This window comes from Ralstonia sp. OTU4908 (assembly GCF_038440115.1).
Classification (GTDB): Bacteria; Pseudomonadota; Gammaproteobacteria; order Burkholderiales; family Burkholderiaceae; genus Ralstonia; species Ralstonia pickettii.
Map to the genome: position 1 here is coordinate 17,052 of NZ_JASATD010000002.1, position 16,973 is coordinate 34,024.

Below are 16,973 nucleotides of genomic sequence, written 5' to 3' on the forward strand. Positions count from 1 at the left end.
CTCTCCTAGACCGCGCGCGACAGGCGCCACGCATTGAGCGCCACCAGCAGCGATGACACCGACATGCCGATGCCAGCGGCCAGCGGCGAGAGCCACCCGAGCGTGGCCATCGGGATGCTGATCGCGTTATAGGCAAAGGCCCAGCCGAGGTTCTGGCGCACCACGCGCAACGCGCGGCGGCCAATCGACACGGCCTCGCTGATGGCAATCAGACGCGGTTCGGTCAGGATGGCATCGGCACCGGCCTGAGCCAACGGCGCACCTGATCCAATGGCGATGGAGACCTGCGCCTGTGCGAGCAACGGCGCATCGTTGATGCCATCGCCGACGGCCAGCACGCGGGCGCCGTCTGCCTGCAGCTTATGCACGTAGGCGCGCTTGTCTTCGGGGCTGGACCCGCCCACGGCGTGGTTGATGCCCAGGCGGTTGGCCCACCAGTGCACGGTTTCAGGCGCATCGCCGGAAACGAGATGCAAGCGCAATCCTTGTGCACGCAACGCGCCCAGGCATGCAGGCGCGTCGGCGCGTGGCGTATCGGCCAGCGTGAAGCGCGCGAGCGGTTGGCCATCGCGGCCGAGCCAGACCGACGTGCATGCGGCCGCCAGCGGCACCTCCTCCATTGGTGCTTCCGCGCCGTAACGGATGGTGGCAACCGGCTGGTTTGCGTAGTGCGTGGCCGCAAACGACTGCGTTCCCAGACGCATCAAGCGGTTCTCCGCCATGGCATACACGCCCTGCCCCGGCACGTTTGTCACGCGCCCCAACGTGGGCAGCGGCATTGCATTCGAGGTGCCGGCGCGTAACGACTGGGCGATCGGATGGTTCTCGGATTGCTCCATCGCGCATGCCAATGCAAGACAGTGCTCGGCATCCACATCGGCGAAGGTCTCGATGCTCAGCAAGCGCAAACGCCCCTCGGTGAGCGTGCCGGTCTTGTCGAGCAGCACATCCGTCACGGCTGCCAGGCTCTCGATGGCGTGGCCCCGCGTGACCAGCACACCCCGCCGTGCCAGCGCACCGCTGGCCGCCGCCAGCGCAGACGGTGTGGCGAGCGACAGCGCGCATGGGCAGCTCACCACCAGCACCGCCACAGTGACCGCAATCACGCGTGTCGGATCGATCCACCACCACGCGATCGCGGTGAGCAGCGCCCAGCCGAGCAGCACTGCCACAAAGCGCCCGGCGACACGATCGGCGAGTTCAGCCATGCGGGGCTTATCGGTCAAGGCGCGTTCGAGCAGATCGACGATGGCGGCAAGGCGCGTCTGGGTGCCCACGCGGTTCACACGCACACGAATGGCGCTGACCACGTTGTAGCTGCCTGCCAGCACGGTCGCGCCCACGTCGCGCGGACGCGGCACGCTTTCACCCGAGAGAAGCGATTCGTCGATCTCGGTGGTGCCGTGTTCAATGGTTCCGTCTGCAGGCAGGACCTCACCGGCGCGCACTTCCACGCAGTCGCCTTGCTGCAAGGTAGCAACAGGGATCGTTTCGAGGGCGCCGCTTACGGCGTTGAAGCGCCGGCAGGTAGCCGGCAACTGACGGACCAATGCCTCGGCGCCCGAAGCTGCGCTCTGCCGCGCACGCAGTTCGAGATAACGCGCGGCCAACAGGAAAGCGACGAACATCGTCACCGAATCGAAATACGTTTCGCCATGGCCGCGCAAGGTGGCGAATACGCTGGCAATGAAGGCGGCACCGATCCCCAGCGCCACGGGCGCGTCCATGCCGACGTGCGCGTGCCTCACTTGCCGCCACGCGTTGATGAAAATGGGCCGCGCAGAAATCAACACCACCGGCACCGTCAGCACCAGGCTGGCCCACTGCATCAGGCGGGTCTGGTTCACGGGGATGTCGCCACCATGCAGGTACACCGGCCACGCGTACATCATGACTTGCATCATGCCCAGCATTGCCAATCCCAAGCGGATCAGCAGGCTGCGGCGTTCGCGCGCCTCGGCAGTGCGGCGCGCGGATGGCTGGTCCGGCCACGCTTCATATCCGACGTCGGCAATGGCGGCAAGCACCGCGGACAACCGTATCACCCCTGCATCTCCGACGATGCGCGCGCGTTCCGTGGCGTAATTGACGGTGGCTTCACGCATGCCCGGCACCCGCGAAAGCGCACGCTCGATCAGCCACACACATGCGGCGCAACGCATGCCGCTGATGGCGAGGGAAAGTTCTTCCGCACCGTCAGCGCGTGTGCGCACGAAGCGCTCACGCATGACCGGCAGATCGTAGGTCGCCCAAACCGCTTCGGCTTCTGTGCGGCGGTCCCCTTCGATGGGCTTGGCGAAGGCGATCGGGCCGTCATAGACGTGGCCCATGCCGGAGGCGTGCAGCGTCTGCGCGACAGCCTGGCAGCCGGCACAGCAAAATTCCCGGGACTTCCCGCCGATATCCGCGTGGAGTGCGATGGCACCGTCAAGCGGCGATGCGCAGTGATAGCAGGTGATGCGCGACGCGGCTGTCCCGCTCAAGCCAATAGGCGAGCCTGTTCCGGCAACCGGTGCGGTTGGATGAGTGGGGGCGAATGTCGTCGTCATTATGAGGACGATGCTAGCCAGCCTCCCCCGGCCGGCCCTTGACGCGCATCAAGCGCCTGGCAATCAGAATGAGGTGGAAATGCGACCCTCAGCGCACCCTCCGCTGCCACCCCTCCCATAAAAAAATAAGCCGCCTATAGTGGATAGCTGCACCAGGCAAACAGGAGGGCGCGACATGGCAACCGAATTCAGCCTGTACAACATCCACTGCGAATGGGGCGAGCACGGCGCGTCCGCGCTGGCGCCGCATTGCGACGCCGTCATCGTCGTGGACGTGCTGTCCTTCTGCACCTGTGTGGATGTGGCCGTGGCGCGCGGGGCACGGATCTATCCCTACCCATGGCGCGACGCCAGCGCTGAAACCTTCGCGCGCCGCGCCGGTGCCATGCTGGCGGGCTACAACCGAAGCCAGGCGGGCTATACGCTCTCCCCGGCCTCGCTGCGTGAATTGCCAATGGGCAGCAGCCTCGTCCTGCCCTCGCCCAATGGGGCCACCCTGGCGCTCGCCACCGGATCGACGCCGACGTTTGCTGGCTGCCTGCGCAACGCGCGTGCGGTAGCTGAAGCGGCCTCGCGGCTGGGCCGACGCGTGGCCGTGGTGGCATCAGGAGAGCGCTGGGCCGACGGCAGCCTGCGCCCAGCCCTGGAAGACTGGCTGGCCGCCGGTGCGATCGTGCACCACCTGTCGGAAACGGTGGCGGGGTTCCTGCCGCAAGCGCTGTCGCCCGAAGCGCTCGCCGCCCGCGCGATCTATCGCGAGGCGTCGCAGACCGGCATGATGAAAGCGTGGCTGCTTGATTCGGTATCGGGCCGCGAGCTGTGCGAACGCGGCTTTACCGAAGACGTGACCATGGCTTCGCAAACGGATGTGAGCAACGTCGCCCCCATGCTGGTGGAAGGCGCGTTCCGCAACGTCAACCGCAAGACCGAGCGCCTGCCGCAGGACTTCCTTGGCGCAAGCCTGCGGCCCTCGCAGGCCCCGCCGTCGCACCGCAACCCGCCGCCGACGTCACACTAGGCAGTTGCTACTCAAAGCAATCACGTCAACGACGTGTCCACTTCGCGGCGAGGTGCTTCGAGGTATTCGCGCGACTGCATCTCGACGATGCGCGACACGGTGCGCTGGAATTCGTTGGCCATCTGGCCTTCGGTGTACAGCTCCTCCGCCGTCACCTCCGCCGACATCAGCAGCTTGACCTTGTGGTCGTAGAACACGTCGATCAACCACGTGAAGCGGCGTGCTTCGGACGCCATGCGCGGCGTCATCTTGGGCACATCGGCCAGGATGACGGTGTGAAAGCGCGAGGCGATTTCCAGGTAATCGTTCTGTGAGCGCGGCCCCCCGCACAGCGTGGCGAAGTCGAACCACACGACGCCGCCGGCCTTGCGCGCTGCGCGAATCTCACGGTGCTCGATGCGCAGCACCGGCGACTCGTCCGGCACCCCGGCCACCGCCGTAAATGCATCCCGCAACGCCGAGTTGGCCTTCGCGCCCAGCGGCGTGTAATACGCCTGCACCTGCTCCATCGCCCGCTTGCGGTAATCGACACCCGCGTCGACGTTGAGGATGTCGAGCTTCTCCTGCAGCAGCGCGATGGCCGGCAGCACGCGGTCGCGATGCAGGCCGTCCGGATACAGCAAGTCGGGCCGATAGTTGGACGTCATCACGAACTGCACGCCGTTGGCAAACAACTGATCGAGCAAGCGGTGCAGGATCATCGCGTCGGCTACGTCGCTGACGTGGAATTCGTCAAAGCAGATCAGGCGGTAGCGCTTGGCAATGCGTCGGGCCAACTCGTCCAGCGGATCAGCGCGGCCACGCAATTCTTCCAGCTGGCGATGCACTTCGCGCATGAACTCGTGAAAGTGCAGACGCGTTTTGCGCACCAATGGCACGCAGCTATAGAACGCATCCATCAGGAACGACTTGCCGCGCCCCACCCCGCCCCACATGTAGACACCACGCGGCAAATCGGGGCGCACGAGCATCTTGCGCAGCGCATTCGAACGACGGGCCTTGTAGGCGACCCACTCGTCGTAGCACCGCTGCAGGCGGTCGACAGCGCGTTGCTGCGCTTCGTCCGGCTGGTAGCCGCGCGCCTTCAGTTCCTGTAGGTAGGTTTCCTGGACGTTCATCTGCTTGATCTGCTTGGGGCACCATTTACGGGCCCAAAAGGACCGATGCCCGGCAATCTTGTGGATTCACCGGGCATCGTGCTTGCCTTGCGGCTTGCGATTTACATATTGAGCTGACGCTTGTCGACGGCCAGCGCAGCTTCGCGCATCACTTCCGACATCGACGGGTGCGGGTGGCAGATACGGCCGATGTCTTCGGCTGCAGCCTTGAATTCCATCGCCACCACGGCTTCGGCAACGAGGTCCGAGGCGTTGGCTGCGACGATGTGCACGCCCAGGATTTCATCGGTCTTCGCATCGGCGATGACCTTCACGAAACCGTCGGATGCGCCCATGCCCAACGCACGGCCGTTGGCCAGGAACGGGAACTGGCCGGCCTTGGTCTCGCGGCCTTCGGCCTTGAGCTGCTGCTCGGTCTTGCCCACCCATGCAATTTCCGGGTACGTGTAGATGACCCACGGAATGCAGTTGTAGTCGATGTGCGGCTTCTGGCCGACGATGCGCTCGGCCACGGCCACGCCTTCATCTTCTGCCTTGTGCGCCAGCATCGGGCCGCGCACCACGTCGCCGATCGCCCACAGGTTCGGCAGCTTGGTCGCGCAGTGCTCGTCCACCTCGATAAAGCCACGCTGATCCGCCGCCAGGCCGATCGCTTCCAGGCCCAGGTTGTCGGTGTTGGGCACACGGCCGATCGACACGATCAGCTTGTCGCACTCCAGCACTTGCGCAGCGCCGGCAGCGTCGGTGTAGTTGACCTTCACGCCCTTGGCCGACGATTCGATCTCGCCAACCTTCACGCCGACGTTGATCTTCAGGCCCTGCTTGGTCAGCAGCTTGTTGGCTTCCTTGGCAACCGATTCGTCCGCCGCACCCAGGAAGCTCGGCAGCGCTTCGAGAATCGTCACTTCTGCACCCAGACGGCGCCACACCGAACCCAGTTCCAGGCCGATCACGCCAGCGCCGATCACGCCCAGCTTCTTCGGCACTTCGGCAAACTTCAGTGCGCCTTCGTTGTCGGCAATGGTTACGTTGTCGACCTTCACGCCCGGCAGATGGCGAGCCTTCGAGCCCGTGGCGATGATCACGTGCTTGGCGGTCACGACTTCCGTGCCCGCCTTGCCTGCGATCTCGACCTGATAGCCGGCCTCGGTCTTGCCGACGAACTTGCCGTGGCCCTTGAGCAGCGTCACCTTGTTCTTGCGGAACAGGAACTCGATGCCTTTCGTCATCTTGCCGACGATGTCGTCCTTGCGCTTGAGCATCTTGGCCACGTCGACCTTGACGCCATCCACCGTGATGCCGTGGTCGGCCAGGTGGTGGTTCACGTTCTCGAACTCTTCCGACGAGGCGAGCAGCGCCTTCGAAGGAATGCAGCCGACGTTCAGGCAAGTGCCACCCAGTCGCGGCTCGCCCTTCGGATCGTCGTAGGGGTTGTCTTCGCAGCAGGCCACGTTCAGACCCAGCTGACCCGCGCGGATGGCGGCGATGTAACCACCGGGGCCGGCGCCGATCACCAGCACGTCAAATTCTTTGCTCATGGAAAAATCCTCGATTCGGACGCCGCCGCACAGCGCGGGCGGCGTCTCGTGTCATCAACGCGGTCGATTAGAGATCCAGCAGCAGGCGGGCCGGGTCTTCCAGCGCTTCCTTCATCGCCACCAGGCCCAGAACGGCTTCGCGGCCGTCGATGATGCGGTGGTCGTAGGACATGGCCAGGTAGTTCATCGGGCGAACCACGACCTGGCCGTTCTCCACTACGGCGCGATCCTTGGTGGCGTGCACGCCCAGGATGGCCGATTGCGGCGGGTTGATGATCGGGGTGGACAGCATAGAGCCGAACGTGCCGCCGTTCGAGATCGAGAACGTACCGCCGGTCAGGTCGTCCAGCGTCAGCTTGCCGTCCTTGGCCTTCTGGCCGAATTCAGCAATCTTCTTCTCGATATCGGCCAGGCTCATCTGGTCGGCATTGCGCAGGATGGGCACCACCAGGCCGCGCGGCGAGCCGACAGCGATACCGATGTCGAAGTAGCCGTGGTAGACGATGTCGTTGCCGTCAACCGATGCGTTGATGATCGGGTACTTCTTCAGCGCGTGGACAGCGGCCTTCACGAAGAACGACATGAAGCCCAGCTTCACGCCGTGAGTCTTCTCGAACTGGTCCTTGAACTTGGCGCGCAAGTCCATCACCGGCTTCATGTTGACTTCGTTGAAGGTGGTGAGGATGGCGTTGGTCGATTGCGACTGCACCAGACGCTCGGCGATACGGGCACGCAGGCGGCTCATCGGCACGCGCTCTTCCGGACGGTCGCCCAGGGCGGCGAAGTCCACCGGAGCAGCCACTTGCTGCAGCGCCGGACGTGCGGCTTGCGGAGCGGCAACAGCAGCCGGCTTGGCGCCACCGGCCACGGCACCCAGCACGTCGCCTTTGGTGATGCGGCCATCGCGGCCCGTGCCGGCCACTTGGCCAGCCGACAGGTTGTTCTCGGCCATCAGCTTGGCAGCCGACGGCATCGCCACGCCACCCGCTGCAGCGGCGGCCGGAGCGGCAGCAGCCGGTGCCGGTGCAGCAGCCACGGGGGCCGGTGCAGCAGCTGCCGGAGCCGCGGCGCCTGCCTTCCCTTCGGTGTCGATCTTGGCCAGCAGCTGTTCCGACGTCACGGTTGCGCCGTCTGCCACCAGCACTTCAGCCAGCACGCCAGCCGACGGGGCCGGCACTTCCAGTACAACCTTGTCGGTCTCGACTTCAATGAGGATTTCGTCCTGGGCCACGGCTTCGCCCGGCTTCTTCTTCCAGGAGATCAGCGTGCCCTCTTCAACGGACTCGGAAAACTGCGGGACCTTGACTTCAACGATAGCCATTTCGGTGCTTCCTTGGATTCATGTGCACGTGCCCCTCTCGTTCGGGAGCCGCGCTAATTCGATATATGGTGGAATTCGGTAGCGGAGATGCGTCAAGGCGACAGCCGAAGCTGCCGCCTTGGAGCGAATGTCGCTTACTTGTTCAGCACGAAGCCTTTGAGCTTGCTAAACGCGGCATCGATCAGTGCCTTCTGCTGCTCGTTGTGCTTGGCGTAGTAGCCCACGGCCGGCGATGCCGATGCCGGGCGGCCTGCGTAGCCCAGCTTCTGGCCCTCGGTCATGTTCTCGAGGATGTAGTGCTGCACGAAGAACCAGGCACCCTGGTTCTGCGGCTCGTCCTGGCACCACACCACTTCAGCGAGGTTCGGATACTTCTTGAGCTCGGCTGCGAACGCCTTGTGCGGGAACGGATAGAGCTGTTCCACACGGATGATCGCCGTGTCGGTCAGGCCACGTTCCTTACGAGCGTTGACCAGGTCGTAGTAGACCTTGCCCGAGCAAGCCACGACGCGCTTGACCTTGGCGGCGTTCAGATCTTCGGCCGTATCGGCAATCACCGTCTCGAAATGGCCCTTGGCCAGATCCGACAGCGGCGACACAGCGTCCTTGCTGCGCAGCAGCGACTTCGGCGTCAGGATGATCAGCGGCTTGCGGAACATCCGGATCATCTGGCGACGCAGCAGGTGGAAGATCTGCGCCGGCGTGGTCGGCTGCACCACTTGCATGTTGTGGTCTGCGCAGAGCTGCAGGTAGCGCTCCAGGCGTGCCGAGCTGTGCTCCGGACCTTGGCCTTCGTAGCCGTGCGGCAGCATCAGCGTCAGACCCGAGGCGCGGCCCCACTTCACTTCGCCCGACGAGATGAACTGGTCGATCACGACCTGCGCACCGTTGGCAAAGTCGCCGAACTGGGCTTCCCAGATCACCAGGGTGTTCGGCTCAGCCGACGAGTAGCCGTACTCGAAGCCCATCACGGCTTCTTCCGACAGCACCGAGTCGATCACCGTAAAGGGCGCTTGGCTTTCCGACACGTTCTGCAGCGGGACGTAGCTGCCGGCATCCCAACGCTCGCGGTTCTGGTCGTGCAACACAGCGTGGCGGTGCGTGAAAGTACCGCGGCCTGCATCCTGGCCGGTAATGCGCACCGGGTAACCCGATGCCACCAGCGATGCGAAGGCCAGGTGCTCGCCCATGCCCCAGTCCAGCGGCAGCTCGCCCTTGCCCATCTTGGCGCGGTTGTTGACGACGTTCTCAACCAGCGGGTGCAGCTTGAAGTGATCGGGGATGGCGGTGATGCGTTCGGCCAAACGCTTCAGTTCGGCCATCGGCACGGCCGTGTCGGCCGAATCCGTCCACTTGCGGTTCAGGAACGGCAGCCAATCCACCGCGAACTTGTTCTTGAAGTTGGACAGCACCGGATCGACCGTGTGCTTGCCCGCATCCATGGCGGCACGGAATTCCTGCACCAGGGCGTCCGGCTCTTCGGGCTTCAGCGTCTTCTGCGTGACCAGCTTGTCGGCGTAGAGCTTGCGCGTGCCCGGGTGCGTGCCGATCTTCTTGTACATCAGCGGCTGCGTCATCGCAGGCGTGTCTTGCTCGTTGTGGCCGAGCTTACGGAAGCAGATGATGTCGACCGCGATGTCCTTCTGGAACTCGGTACGGAAATCCACGGCCAGTTGCATGGCCAGCACGACGGCTTCGGGATCGTCACCGTTCACGTGCAGGACCGGCGCTTCGATCATCTTGACCACGTCGGTACAGTACAGCGTCGAGCGCGAGTCGCGCGGGTCCGACGTCGTGAAGCCGATCTGGTTGTTGATGACGATGTGGATCGTGCCACCCGTGCCGTAACCACGCGTTTGCGCGAGGTTCAGCGTTTCCATCACGACGCCCTGGCCTGCGAAGGCCGCATCGCCGTGGACTTGCACAGCCAGCACCTGCGCGCCGTGCTTGTCGCCGCGACGTTCCTGGCGTGCCTTGACCGAGCCTTCCACGACCGGGTTGACGATTTCCAGGTGCGACGGGTTGAACGCCAGCGACAGGTGGACGGGGCCACCCGGGGTCGTCACGTCGCTCGAGAAGCCCTTGTGGTACTTCACGTCGCCGGCCGGCAGGTCGTCAACGTGCTTGCCTTCGAATTCGGCGAACAGGTCAGCGGGCATCTTGCCCAACGTGTTGACCAGCACGTTCAGACGGCCGCGGTGGGCCATGCCGATCACGATTTCCTGCACGCCCTTGGCGCCGGAATGCTGGATCAGTTCGTCCATCGCCGCGATGAAGCTTTCGCCGCCTTCCAGCGAGAAACGCTTCTGACCGACGTACTTCGTATGCAGGAAGCGCTCGAGGCCTTCAGCGGCCGTCAGGCGTTCGAGGATGTGCTTTTTCTTTTCAGCCGAGAACGTCGGCTTGGAACGAATGGTTTCCAGACGCTCCTGCCACCAGCGCTTTTGCGCCTGGTCGCTGATGTACATGAACTCAGCGCCGATCGAGCCGCAGTACGTTTCGCGCAGGTTGTTGACCAGCTCGCGCAGGCTCATCGACTCCTTGCCGAAATACGTGTTGCTGGCGTTGAAAACGATGTCCTGATCGGCTTCGGTGAAACCGTAGAAAGCCGGGTCCAGATCCGGAACGGGCGGGCGCTCCTGACGCTTGAGCGGATCGAGATCGGCCCAACGCAGGCCCACGTTGCGGTAGGCAGCCACCAGCTGCGTCGCCGCCACGCGCTTGCGACCCATATCGGAATCGGCAGACGCGACGATCGTGCGGATCGGGCCATGCTTGGCGCGCTCGGCGAACGAGGTGACGATGGGGGCGTGGGGGATATCCCGGGCGTTGGAACCGTCGACGGCGGGGACGTTCTGCAGCGCATCGAAGTACGCGCGCAGTGCCTCGCTAACGGACGTGGGATCTTGAAGGTACGCTTCGTACTGATCTTCAACGTAGGCGGCGTTACCGCCGGACAGGTACGAAGTGTCCAGGTACTGCTTATACAGCTCTGTCATGGGGCGCTCACTTTTCTCCGGGTCTGCCGGAGTTCAGCGGGTTCATCAACCTTCCGCGACACGGCTTGACCGGTTAGCGGATCGCAAACTAAATCGCCTGAAATCACCTGGTCGGACCGGATCGCGCATGGCAGAAAGGGGGTACCGAGACAGCTTTTACAGACAAGTTGTGCGGGAAGGACCTAAGTCTTCACGAGGCAGAAGCATAGCATGTTTATAAGCAATATTCTGATTCTTTGACGTGACAAACGATCCTTGTTATGCCACATCAAAACCATGCTTCCGTCACATTCAGGCGGGCGAAATACGATCTACCCAATCGGTGATCAAACCATCCAGTCCTGCGCTCCAAAGCAGGTGCGCGCGATCCAGGTCGTTGACGGTATAGCAGCAGACGCGAAAGCCTGCGGCGTGTGCCTGGTCAATGATCTCGGGCGTCAGTTCGCGATGGTTGGCGTCGAGCGCAACACAATCCAATGCGCGCAGGCGATCGAGCCAATCGGCCGGGAGCTTGTCGAGCAGCAACGCGCGAGGCAACTCCGGCACCGCCTCGCGCGCGGCAGCCAGCGCATCTTCGGAAAACGACGACAGCAGCGGCGGCACGGCGGCGCCGGCCCACAGTGTGCGGGCATCCAGCGCAACCGCCGCGCCGGTGCGCCACTCCGCGCCTGGCACCGGCTTGATCTCGATATTGGCAAGGAAGTTGTTGGCGCGAAGGTAGCGCGCGATGGCTGCCAGCGTGGGCACCGGCTCGCCGGCGTAGGCGGGGCTGTGCCAACTGCCTGCATCCAGCTGCGCGATCTGACCGAGCGTGAGCGCATCAAGACGGCCCGCGCCGTTCGTGGTGCGATCCAGCGTGGCGTCGTGCAACAGGACCGACGCGCCGTCGCCTGAGAGCTTCACATCAAACTCGAACATGCGATAGCCGAACGACGCACCATGGCGGAAGGCTGCCAGCGTGTTCTCCGGCGCCAGCTTGCCCGCGCCGCGGTGCGCAATAGCACGCGGATACGGCCAGGCTGGCAATGCGCGCGCGCCGGTCATGCCAGCGCCTCGATGCGGCGCGTGGTTTGCGGGTCGAACCAGTGCAGGTGCTCGGCCGACGCGGTGATGGGTAGCTTGTCGCCCGCCTTTACGCTGGCGTGCGGTTCAAGACGAACCACGACCGGATGGCCGGCCAGGGCGCCGTACGCGAATGCATCCGCGCCGAGGGCCTCCACCACGCGCACGTCGATGAAGGCGATGGCCTCATCAGCCGAGCACGGCTCGATATGTTCGGGACGCAAACCCATGAGCGCACGCTCGGGCAGATGAAGGCCCATCGGCAAGTGGCCGAGCGTGGCGGCGGCATCGCTCTCCTTCGCTCCGTCCACCCGAATCTGCGTGTCGCCGCCGGCGTTGCGCGACACGGGCACGAGGTTCATCGGCGGCGAGCCAATAAAACCGGCCACAAACGTGCTCGCCGGACGCGAGTACACCTCGAGCGGTGTGCCGATCTGCTCGACCCGGCCGCCGTTGAGCACCATCATGCGATCGGCCAGCGTCATGGCTTCGACCTGATCATGCGTGACGTACAGGCTCGTCGTGCGCAAACGGCGATGCAGATCCTTCAGCTCCAGGCGCATCTGCACGCGCAGCTTGGCATCCAGGTTGGAGAGCGGCTCGTCGAACAAAAACACAGCCGGTTCACGCACGATCGCCCGACCCATGGCCACCCGCTGGCGTTGCCCGCCCGAGAGCTGACGCGGCTTGCGATCCAGCAGCTTGCCCAGCTCGAGAATGCCCGCAGCCTGTTCCACACGCGCTTGAATATCGCTCTTGGGCAAGCCGCGAATCTTTAAGCCATAAGCCATGTTGTCGAACACGCTCATGTGCGGATACAGCGCGTAGTTCTGGAACACCATCGCGATGTCGCGCTCGGCCGGCTCGAGTTCGTTGACGACGCGGTCGCCGATCCAAACTTCGCCGCCGGTGATGGGCTCGAGGCCCGCCACCATGCGCAGCAGCGTGGACTTGCCGCAGCCCGAGGGGCCGACGATGACGATGAACTCCCCGTCGCCGATTTCCATGTCGATGCCGTGCACGACCTGGAGGTTGGCGTAGTGCTTCTGAACGTTGCGTAGCGAAAGTTTTGCCATCTTGCTTCTATTACTTTTCGGTTTCGACGAGGCCCTTCACGAACCACCGCTGCATCCCGATCACGATTGCCGCTGGCGGCAACATGGCCAGCATCACGGTGGCCATCAGCAGGTTCCAGTCGGTGGCGGAATCGCCGGAGCGGGAGATCATTTGCGTCACGCCCAGCACAATGGGCGTCATGTTCTTTTCCGTCGTGATCAGCAGCGGCCAGAGATACTGGTTCCAGCCGTAGATGAACTGGATCACGAACAATGCCGCGATGCTGGTGCGCGAGAGCGGCAGCACCACGTCCCAGAAGAACTTGAGCGGGCCGGCGCCATCGATGCGCACAGCTTCCGCCAATTCATCGGGAATCGTCAGGAAAAACTGCCGAAACAGGAACGTGGCCGTGGCCGACGCAATGATCGGAATCGTCAGGCCCGCGTAGCTGTTCAGCATGCCAAGGTCCGACACCACCTTGTACGTGGGCAGGATCCGAACTTCCACCGGCAGCATCAGCGTGACGAAGATGAGCCAGAAGAACGTCTTGCGCAGCGGGAACTTGAAATAGACGATCGCAAACGCCGAGATGATGGAGATGGCGATCTTCCCGAGCGAGATGCCCAGTGCCATGATCAGGCTGTTCATGAGCATGGTGCCGACCGGCGTGGCCGAGTTGCCCATGCCCGACGTGAGCACCGTGCGGTAGTTTTCGATGAGATGCGGACCGGGGATCAGCGTCATGGGCGCCTGCAGCACGTCTTCGGCCGTCAACGACGACGCGACGAATACGACGTACACCGGAAACGCCACGACGATCACACCGAGAATCAGCACGACGTGGGTGAGGAAGTCCAGGAACGGACGGCGTTCAATCATGGTGCGTCTGCCCTCCTTTCAGTATTGGACTTTGCGTTCAACGTAACGGAACTGGACGATCGTCAGCACGATCACCAGGCCCATGAGGATCACCGACTGTGCAGCCGATCCACCGATATCCAGACCGCGCACGCCGTCTTGGTAGACCTTGAACACCAGCGTCTCCGTCGCCTTGAACGGGCCGCCCTGCGTGACCGAATCGATGATGGCGAAGGTGTCGAAGAACGCATAGACGACGTTCACCACCATCAGGAAGAACGTGGTGGGCGACAGCAGCGGAAAGACGATCGACCAGAAGCGCTTCCACGGCCCGGCACCGTCAATGGCGGCCGCTTCGATCAGCGACTTCGGAATGCTTTGCAGCCCTGCCAGGAAGAAGAGGAAGTTGTAGCTGATCTGCTTCCACGCCGCAATGATGACCACCAGCGTCAGCGCCTGACCGCCGTTGAGCACGAAGTTCCAGTCCACGCCCATCTTGCGGATCACGAACGAGACGATGCCCAGTGATGGGTTGAACAGGAAGCTCCACAGCACGCCCGCGACGGCCGGCGCAATCGCGTACGGCCAGATCAGCAAGGTCTTATAGAACGTGGCGCCACGCAGCGCGCGATCGGCAAAATACGCCAGCGCCAGCGAGGTGCCAAGACCAACCAGCGCAACGCCAATGGCGAATACTGCGGTGGTCTGGAACGAACCGAGATAGGTCGGATCGGCAAAGAGATCACGAAAGTTCTCCAGCCCCACGAATTCGAGGTTGATGCCGAAGGCATCCTGGCGCAGCAGCGACTGATACAGCGCCTGCCCCGCGGGCCAGAAGAAGAACACCAGAGTGACGACGATCTGCGGGGCGACCAGCACATACGGCAGCCAGCGCGATCGGAAAACGACGCGTTTTTCCATGCGACATTCCAAAAACGCACCGCCGGCCGGTGCGAGCGCACGAGGCCGGCGGTTTAGACGAGCGCCGAATCGGCGCTTATTCCTTGACGGTCTTCTCGAAGCGGACGAGCAGCTCGTTGCCGCGTGACACTGCCGTGTCCAGCGCCTCCTTCGGCGCCTTCTTGCCGGCCCAGACGGATTCCAGCTCTTCGTCGATCACCTGACGGATCTGCGGGAAGTTGCCCAGACGGATACCGCGCGACTTGTCGGTCGTCTTGACGATCATCTGCTTGACGGCCACGTCGGCGCCCGGGTTCTTCTCATAGAAACCGGACTTCTTGGTCAGCTCATACGCTTCCAGCGTCACGGGCAGATAACCCGTCGACTGGTGCCAGTCGGCCTGCATTTCCGGACGCGACAGGAACGAGAAGAACTTCGCCACGCCCTTGTACTCCTCGGCCTTGTGGCCGCCCATCACCCACAGCGAAGCGCCGCCGATGATCGTGTTCTGCGGGGCACCCGGCACGCCGGCTTCATACGGCAGCGGTGCCGGGCTGAAGTTGAACTTGGCGTTCTTGCGGATATTCGCCAGCGCTGCCGACGAACCCGTGTGCATGGCGCACTCACCTGCGATGAACTTCGCCTTCGGCTCGTCCTTGCGGCCGGCGTATGTGAAGTAGCCCTTCTTCTGCATGTCGAGCAGGTTCTCGATGTGCTTGATCTGCACAGGGCCGTTGAAGTTCAAGCGGGCCTTGGCCCCGCCAAAACCGTTGTTCTCGGTCGCGAACGACACGTTGTGCCATGCCGAGAAGCTCTCCAGATGCACCCACGACTGCCAGTCGGTCGTGTAACCGCAGGGCACGCCAGCCGCCTTCAGCTTGGCCGCGTCGACAGCCACTTCCTGCCACGTTGCGGGCGGCTTGTTCGGGTCAAGGCCAGCCTTCTTGAAGGCGTCCTTGTTGTAATACATGATCGTCGTCGAGCTGTTGAACGGGAAAGACAGCATCTCGCCCTTGTTCGACGTGTAGTAACCCGCCACGGCCGGCACATAGGCCTTCGGGTCAAACTTCTCGCCAGCGTCCTTCATGATCTTGGCTACCGGCACGATGGCGCCCTTGGCGTTCATCATCGTTGCGGTACCGACTTCGAAGACTTGCAGGATGGCCGGTGCATTGCCGGCGCGGAAGGCCGCGATGCCGGCGGCCAGCGATTCATCGTATTGGCCCTTGTAGACCGGCACGATCTTGTAGTCGGACTGGCTAGCGTTGAACTTGGTGGCGATCTCATTCACCTTGTCGTTCAAGGCGCCTTCCATCGAATGCCACCATTGGATTTCCGTCACTGCGTACGCGCCTTGCGCAAACGTACACGCGGCCAGTACTGCCGCCGCCTCCGCAATCTTCTTGATCGACATCATTTCTCCTTGTTTCGACCCGGCGGGCTCCCTCGCTCCGCCCACGGCGCGCCGACTGTATATGCACGGTCGGTCATTTTTATGACAGCGGGATGTTACTTGCCTTTCTGTCACAAAGAAATCGGGAAATCCCTCCAAGGTTTGGCTTGCAACGGCCGTTAGAATGGGTTGAAGACACTCTCTATTGCTCGCGCAGCATGCTCGCTCCACCCACCACTCCTGCCGCTCCAGACTCGCCTGAAACCGCGCCCCTCATTGCCGACCGGCGTGCTCCGCTGGCCCTGCATCAGCTCTCGGATGATGCACTGCGCAATATCACCGGCATCTTCACCGACGTGGATGGAACCCTCACGACGAAGGGCAAGCTGCCCGCGCACACGTACTCGGCGCTGGAGCGCTTGCATCGCGCCGGCATCAAGGTCGTGCCCGTCACCGGCCGGTCGATTGCCTGGTGCGAAGTCATTGCGCGGTTGTGGCCCGTTGATGCGGTGATCGGCGAGAACGGCGCGTTTGCCATGCGCGTCGATTCGCGCGGCCATCTGGCCACCGATTTCGTGGACGACGCGCAAACGCGCGCACGCAACCTCGAGCGCATCCGCGAAGTGGGTGCAGAGATCCGGCGTGCCGTGCCGGGTTCAGCGCTGGCGACGGATCAAGCCTGGCACGCGGCGGATCTGGCCGTCGACCATGCCGAACAAGTCCCGCCGCTGCCGCAGCACGCCGTGCGGCACATCGTCGACATCATGCGCACGCACGGGATGCATGCCACCGTCAGTTCGATTCACGTCAACGGCTGGTTCGGCAAGCACGACAAGCTGAGCGCCAGCGTGTCGCTCGCGCGCCGCGCATTCGGCCTCGACCTGCATGCCGAGCGCGAACGCTGGGTGTTCGTGGGCGACTCCGCCAACGATGCGGCAATGTTCGAGTTCTTTCCACTCTCGGTGGGCGTGGCCAATGTGCTGGATGTGATCGACACGCTGCCCGTGCCGCCGGCGTACCTCACCGAGGCCGAAGGCGGCGGCGGTTTTGCCGAAGTCGCCGAGCGCATCCTGGAAGCGCGTTCCCTGGCCCTCCCCGCGCCGCACGACTGACGCGGCATTCCTGCACCGCAACACGCCCTGGAGAGCCAGCGTCGCTTGC

General features: G+C 63.5%; 12 protein-coding genes. 2 read left to right on the top strand and 10 right to left on the bottom strand.

Translation table 11 applies throughout. From position 1 onward, the window contains the following. Window positions 1-5: 5 nt before the first annotated feature. Window positions 6-2,549, bottom strand: a complete 2,544-nt coding sequence (locus tag AAHM38_RS01950) for a heavy metal translocating P-type ATPase (RefSeq protein ID WP_116574872.1) — start codon at window positions 2,547-2,549, stop codon at window positions 6-8. Between the two features lie 175 nt (window positions 2,550-2,724). Here AAHM38_RS01950 and AAHM38_RS01955 point away from each other — a divergent pair, with 175 nt between their 5' ends. Then, window positions 2,725-3,567 (top strand): 2-phosphosulfolactate phosphatase, encoded by an 843-nt coding sequence (locus AAHM38_RS01955; RefSeq protein ID WP_116574871.1) that lies wholly within the window; start codon window positions 2,725-2,727, stop codon window positions 3,565-3,567. 20 nt (window positions 3,568-3,587) lie between these two features. Here AAHM38_RS01955 and zapE read toward each other — a convergent pair whose 3' ends face one another. From zapE to ugpB, 9 genes are all read right to left on the bottom strand, one after another. Beyond that, on the bottom strand, window positions 3,588-4,685 hold the full coding sequence (gene zapE, locus AAHM38_RS01960; protein ID WP_116574870.1) for a cell division protein ZapE: 1,098 nt from the start codon (window positions 4,683-4,685) through the stop codon (window positions 3,588-3,590). Between the two features lie 101 nt (window positions 4,686-4,786). After that, entirely contained in the window at window positions 4,787-6,223 is a 1,437-nt protein-coding gene (lpdA, locus tag AAHM38_RS01965; RefSeq protein ID WP_116574869.1) for a dihydrolipoyl dehydrogenase, read from the bottom strand. A gap of 67 nt (window positions 6,224-6,290) precedes the next feature. Then, window positions 6,291-7,544, bottom strand: coding sequence for a 2-oxoglutarate dehydrogenase complex dihydrolipoyllysine-residue succinyltransferase (gene odhB, locus AAHM38_RS01970; protein ID WP_116574868.1), 1,254 nt, complete (start codon window positions 7,542-7,544; stop codon window positions 6,291-6,293). Window positions 7,545-7,678: 134 nt separating this feature from the next. After that, on the bottom strand, window positions 7,679-10,543 hold the full coding sequence (locus tag AAHM38_RS01975) for a 2-oxoglutarate dehydrogenase E1 component (RefSeq protein ID WP_116574867.1): 2,865 nt from the start codon (window positions 10,541-10,543) through the stop codon (window positions 7,679-7,681). A gap of 291 nt (window positions 10,544-10,834) precedes the next feature. Continuing rightward, complete coding sequence (gene ugpQ / locus AAHM38_RS01980; protein WP_009238374.1) at window positions 10,835-11,587, bottom strand: glycerophosphodiester phosphodiesterase; 753 nt, start codon at window positions 11,585-11,587, stop codon at window positions 10,835-10,837. Beyond that, window positions 11,584-12,681 (bottom strand): sn-glycerol-3-phosphate import ATP-binding protein UgpC, encoded by a 1,098-nt coding sequence (locus tag AAHM38_RS01985; RefSeq protein ID WP_009238375.1) that lies wholly within the window; start codon window positions 12,679-12,681, stop codon window positions 11,584-11,586. The genes ugpQ and AAHM38_RS01985 overlap by 4 nt, the downstream gene beginning before the upstream one ends. Window positions 12,682-12,691: 10 nt before the next feature. Then, a complete protein-coding gene (ugpE, locus tag AAHM38_RS01990; protein WP_009238376.1) occupies window positions 12,692-13,540 on the bottom strand; it encodes a sn-glycerol-3-phosphate ABC transporter permease UgpE in 849 nt (282 codons plus the stop codon). An 18-nt stretch (window positions 13,541-13,558) separates the two neighbouring features. Then, a complete protein-coding gene (gene ugpA, locus AAHM38_RS01995; protein ID WP_116574866.1) occupies window positions 13,559-14,440 on the bottom strand; it encodes a sn-glycerol-3-phosphate ABC transporter permease UgpA in 882 nt (293 codons plus the stop codon). 76 nt (window positions 14,441-14,516) lie between these two features. After that, entirely contained in the window at window positions 14,517-15,833 is a 1,317-nt protein-coding gene (gene ugpB / locus AAHM38_RS02000) for a sn-glycerol-3-phosphate ABC transporter substrate-binding protein UgpB (RefSeq protein WP_116574886.1), read from the bottom strand. Window positions 15,834-16,030: 197 nt separating this feature from the next. Between ugpB and AAHM38_RS02005 the strand changes: the two genes are divergently transcribed. Further along, window positions 16,031-16,924, top strand: coding sequence for an HAD family hydrolase (locus AAHM38_RS02005; protein WP_103519410.1), 894 nt, complete (start codon window positions 16,031-16,033; stop codon window positions 16,922-16,924). The last annotated feature ends 49 nt before the right edge of the window (window positions 16,925-16,973 follow it).

What these genes read in the sequence shown, in the direction of transcription:
- AAHM38_RS01985 (WP_009238375.1), bottom strand. Translation starts at nt 12,681, where the DNA reads ATGGCAAAACTTTCGCTACGCAACGTTCAGAAGCACTACGCCAACCTC.
- ugpA (WP_116574866.1), bottom strand. Translation starts at nt 14,440, where the DNA reads ATGGAAAAACGCGTCGTTTTCCGATCGCGCTGGCTGCCGTATGTGCTG.
- zapE (WP_116574870.1), bottom strand. Translation starts at nt 4,685, where the DNA reads ATGAACGTCCAGGAAACCTACCTACAGGAACTGAAGGCGCGCGGCTAC.
- AAHM38_RS01955 (WP_116574871.1), top strand. Translation starts at nt 2,725, where the DNA reads ATGGCAACCGAATTCAGCCTGTACAACATCCACTGCGAATGGGGCGAG.
- AAHM38_RS01975 (WP_116574867.1), bottom strand. Translation starts at nt 10,543, where the DNA reads ATGACAGAGCTGTATAAGCAGTACCTGGACACTTCGTACCTGTCCGGC.
- ugpE (WP_009238376.1), bottom strand. Translation starts at nt 13,540, where the DNA reads ATGATTGAACGCCGTCCGTTCCTGGACTTCCTCACCCACGTCGTGCTG.
- odhB (WP_116574868.1), bottom strand. Translation starts at nt 7,544, where the DNA reads ATGGCTATCGTTGAAGTCAAGGTCCCGCAGTTTTCCGAGTCCGTTGAA.
- AAHM38_RS02005 (WP_103519410.1), top strand. Translation starts at nt 16,031, where the DNA reads ATGCTCGCTCCACCCACCACTCCTGCCGCTCCAGACTCGCCTGAAACC.
- lpdA (WP_116574869.1), bottom strand. Translation starts at nt 6,223, where the DNA reads ATGAGCAAAGAATTTGACGTGCTGGTGATCGGCGCCGGCCCCGGTGGT.
- ugpQ (WP_009238374.1), bottom strand. Translation starts at nt 11,587, where the DNA reads ATGACCGGCGCGCGCGCATTGCCAGCCTGGCCGTATCCGCGTGCTATT.
- ugpB (WP_116574886.1), bottom strand. Translation starts at nt 15,833, where the DNA reads ATGTCGATCAAGAAGATTGCGGAGGCGGCGGCAGTACTGGCCGCGTGT.
- AAHM38_RS01950 (WP_116574872.1), bottom strand. Translation starts at nt 2,549, where the DNA reads ATGACGACGACATTCGCCCCCACTCATCCAACCGCACCGGTTGCCGGA.